The organism is Rhodococcus sp. (in: high G+C Gram-positive bacteria) (assembly GCF_049591685.1).
In the GTDB taxonomy this organism is placed as follows: Bacteria; Actinomycetota; Actinomycetes; order Mycobacteriales; family Mycobacteriaceae; genus Rhodococcoides.
Genome location: NZ_JBAWFH010000425.1, coordinates 1 through 3,751, shown reverse-complemented (window position 1 = coordinate 3,751; position 3,751 = coordinate 1). Strand labels below are relative to the sequence as shown.

The following is a 3,751-nucleotide window of genomic DNA, read 5'->3' as shown; positions in this document are numbered from 1 at the left end:
CACGATGAGACTTCGAACTGCAGCCGCCGCCCTGTGCGTGTCGGTGGCCGTTCTCGTGGGCGCTTGCGGATCGGAACCGGCAGTCTTCACCGGGGCGGCAGGTAACGAGCGCGTCCGCTTCGTCGTCCCGTCGGACGCCGGCGGTGGGTACGATTTGACCGCCCGGAATCTCACCCAGGCCCTGACGTCCGAGAACTCCGGTACGGATTACGACGTCGTCGTTCTGCCCGGCTCCGGCGGTGTGGTGGGCCTCGGACGCATCGCCCTCGAGAGCGGCAATCCCGACCTCGCGATGGTGATGGGACTCGGCTTGATCGGCACACTCGAGACGAGCCCGTCCGATCACGCCATCTCCGAGGTCACACCCATCGCGAAAATCCTCGAAGAGCCCGAAGTTGTTCTGGTACCCGCTAATTCACCTATTCGGTCGATGGCCGATCTCGTCGCGGCCTGGCGGAGCAACCCGGCAGCGCTCCGGTTCGCCGGCGGTTCCGCAGAAGGCGGCCCCGACGGGCTGTTCCGCATCCTGCTTGCCCGTGCGATCGGCGTCGACGCGGCGGCGTCGCAGTACCGCCAGTACGACGGCGGAGGCCAGCTTCTCCCTGCGTTGCTGACCGGGGACGTCGACGTCGCAACCACGGGCGTCAGCGAGTACCTCGATCAGATTGCCGCGGGAACCGTTCGGGCACTGGCGGTCAGCTCCGCCGAGCGCATCGAGGTGGTCGATGCCCCGACCACTCGCGAGGCAGGCGTCGACGTCGTCTTCGCCAACTGGCGGGGATTGCTCGCTCCGCCAGGCCTCACAGCAGACGAGGTCGACATCTGGACCAACCGCATACGTGAGCTCGACGCGTCCGCGGCCTGGCAGGACATTCTCGTCAGAAACGGATGGCGCAGTGCCGTCCTGACCGATACTCCGTTCGCCGAATTCCTCGGTGAACAGGCAGCTTTCGTTGCCCGGACCCTGCCCGGTCCGACCACGTAACGCCGACAGGCTTTTTTCTTTCGCCCTGCTCGAACACAAAAGGAGTACACCCATGCTCGTGATAATGGGCTTCCTCATGGTTGCCGTCTTCATGTATCTGATCCTGACGAAGCGCGCGACGCCGGTCGTCGCCCTCACGTTGGTTCCGGTGGCGTTCGGTCTCATGGCCGGCGCCGGACTCGGCATCGGAGACATGATCACCGACGGTATCGAGTCTCTCGCGCCCACGGCGGCCCTGTTGTTCTTCGCGATCATCTACTTCGGCATCATGATCGACGTCGGGTTGTTCGATCCACTGGTCAAGGGCATCCTGCGCCTTGTCCGCAACGATCCGATGCGGCTCGTGGTCGGTACCGCGGTTCTTGCGATGGTTGTCTCGCTCGACGGTGACGGGTCGACGACGTTCATCATCGTCACGTCGGCGATGCTGCCGCTTTACCTCAAACTCGGTGTGAGCCCGGTGATTCTGACGGTTGTGGCGGGTCTGTCCAACGCGACGATGAACATCATTCCGTGGGGCGGCCCCACAGTTCGCGCAGCTTCTGCCCTCGGGATCTCCCCGTCGGACGTGTTCGTCCCGATGGTTCCGTCACTGATCGCAGGCCTTGTCATCGTGCTGCTGTTCTCCGTTCACCTCGGAATCGTCGAGCGCAGGCGTCTCGGCAAGTTGGTGTACGAGCCGCAGTTGGTGCGTGCTTCGGCGTCGGGAAAGACCGAAAGCACAGGCGGTGGCGGCGGTACCGGAGGCGGCGGCGACAACGGCAAAGGCGGGGGCGGCGAGACCGGCGGCTTCATGGAGGGCGGACTCGATCCCGAGCGCACGACACTGCGGCCGAAACTGTTGTGGTTCAACGCGGCTCTGACGGTTGTTCTGCTCGTCGTCCTCGTCATGGACATCCTGCCGATCCCGGTGCTGTTCATGATCGCCGCGTCGATTGCGCTGACGGTCAACTTCCCGCGAGTCAAGGAGCAGGGCGAAGCGATTGCGCGACACTCGTCGTCGATCGTGTCGGTCGTGGCGATGGTGCTCGCCGCGGCGATACTGACGGGTGTCTTCCAGGGAACCGGCATGGTCGAGGCAATGGCGTCCTGGTTGATGAACGTCATTCCGGATGTTCTCGGGCCCTACCTCGCCGTGATCACGGGTGTGTTGAGCATGCCACTGACGTTCTTCATGACCAACGACGCCTTCTACTTCGGTGTCCTTCCGGTGCTCACCGAAACCGCTGCGCAGTACGGCATCGAGCCGGTCGAGATGGCGCGGGCGTCGATCACCGGTCAGGCCGTGCACATGCAGAGCCCGCTGGTTCCTGCGATCCTGCTGCTCGTCACGCTTGCCGGTGTTTCTCTCGCCGACCACCACAAGAAGGTTCTGTGGCGTGCAGCGGTCGTCTCGTTGACCATGTTGGTGGTCGCGGTTGCCATCGGCCAGATTCCGTTCGGCTGATCCCGCTCACTCCCTTTTCGAGAAAGGCACTTCCATGTCCGTTGCAGTCGTCCACAATTACTCCGACGAGGGTAGGAGCGCACTCGCCGCAGGCAAGCGGGAAGCGCAGAACCGCGGAACCGAACTCGTGGTCATCCACGCTCTGTCCGGTTCGCTGGAGGCCCGAGTACAGGCGCAGGAGTTCGTCGCAGTCGAAACGGCGGTCCACGCGCTCGCGCCGGGGGCGCGTGTCGAGGCGGCCCTACCCGATCCGGACTCGACGACCACCCTTGTCGACCTGGTCGAGAAAGTCGACGCCGAATTGGTGGTCATTGGCTCACGCCACCGCAGCGCCGTCGGCAAGTTCCTGATGGGCCAGACGGTTCAGCGTCTGCTGCTCGAGATCCCGGTGGAGATTCTGCTGGTCAAGTCGCGGTAGCGATGCGGGGCCCCGACACCGAGACCTGGTGGGCGGGGCCCTGTGGCGTTTGTCGTAAGCTCATACAACTCAATCGGTGAAGTCATCGCCGTCGATTTCCCCTGCGCACCCTTGCGGCGCACTTCGACGAATGTGGTGATGGCATGAACGAGAGCTCGCGCGTCGCTGACGGGCGCTCGGATAACAACCCCGAACCGGTGGGGTTCGATACGTTCCGTGAGCTGCTGTTGTCGCAGACGTGTGTGGACGCGCTGCTGCAGGGGGTCTGCGCTCAGGTGGTGGCGACGGTGCCGGGTGCGGATATGGCCGGGGTGATGTTGTTGGACGAGTTGGCGGCCGGCCCCGCGACTGCGGCGTGCACGGATCGCCGCGTGTTCACCATCGACGACGATCAGTATCGCGCGAACGAGGGCCCGTCATTGGAAGCGGCGCGCACCCGTCAGCTCGTCCGAGCCGGGGCGAACGACGCCGCTGCTCGCTGGCCGACTTTCGCGCGGAAGGCGGCCGATATCGGTGTGCAGGGCTATCTTTCGGCCCCCATCTCGGTCGACACAGGACAGGTCGGCGCGCTGAACGTCTACAGCTGGACCGACCACGGCTTCACCCACACCGACGAAATTCTGGTGCAGGTGTTCGTGACCGCGGTCGAGAGCGCGGTGTTCAATTCCCTGCGCGCTCAGCATGCGCGCTCCGAACTGGACGGCCTGCGCGAGGCGATGCGCACCCGCGCGGCGATCGAACAGGCCAAGGGAATCGTGATGGCCGTCCGGGGTGTCGACGCCGACGAAGCATTCGCCGTGCTGTCGCAGCAGTCGCAGAACGAGAATATGAAAGTCTCGGCCATCGCAGCGCGAATCATCGATTCGGTGCAGAGGGAACCCTAGAGACAGTCGATACCGCG

4 protein-coding genes are annotated in these 3,751 nt (G+C 64.4%); all 4 read left to right on the top strand.

Annotated elements, in window-relative coordinates:
* A partial coding sequence (locus WBQ44_RS18035; protein ID WP_495568045.1) for a Bug family tripartite tricarboxylate transporter substrate binding protein occupies positions 1–985 on the top strand: 985 nt, incomplete at its 5' end.
* A 52-nt stretch (positions 986–1,037) separates the two neighbouring features.
* Positions 1,038–2,432 carry a CitMHS family transporter gene (locus WBQ44_RS18030; RefSeq protein ID WP_495568044.1) on the top strand — a complete coding sequence of 465 codons (1,395 nt, stop codon included), beginning with the start codon at positions 1,038–1,040 and terminating at the stop codon, positions 2,430–2,432.
* Between the two features lie 34 nt (positions 2,433–2,466).
* A complete protein-coding gene (locus tag WBQ44_RS18025; protein ID WP_495568043.1) occupies positions 2,467–2,850 on the top strand; it encodes a universal stress protein in 384 nt (127 codons plus the stop codon).
* Positions 2,851–2,993: 143 nt separating this feature from the next.
* A complete protein-coding gene (locus WBQ44_RS18020; RefSeq protein WP_495568042.1) occupies positions 2,994–3,734 on the top strand; it encodes an ANTAR domain-containing protein in 741 nt (246 codons plus the stop codon).
* Positions 3,735–3,751 lie beyond the last annotated feature (17 nt).

Bases quoted from the DNA above. Each gene is read 5' to 3' on its own strand.
- WBQ44_RS18025 (WP_495568043.1), top strand. From the start codon at position 2,467: ATGTCCGTTGCAGTCGTCCACAATTACTCCGACGAGGGTAGGAGCGCA.
- WBQ44_RS18020 (WP_495568042.1), top strand. From the start codon at position 2,994: ATGAACGAGAGCTCGCGCGTCGCTGACGGGCGCTCGGATAACAACCCC.
- WBQ44_RS18030 (WP_495568044.1), top strand. From the start codon at position 1,038: ATGCTCGTGATAATGGGCTTCCTCATGGTTGCCGTCTTCATGTATCTG.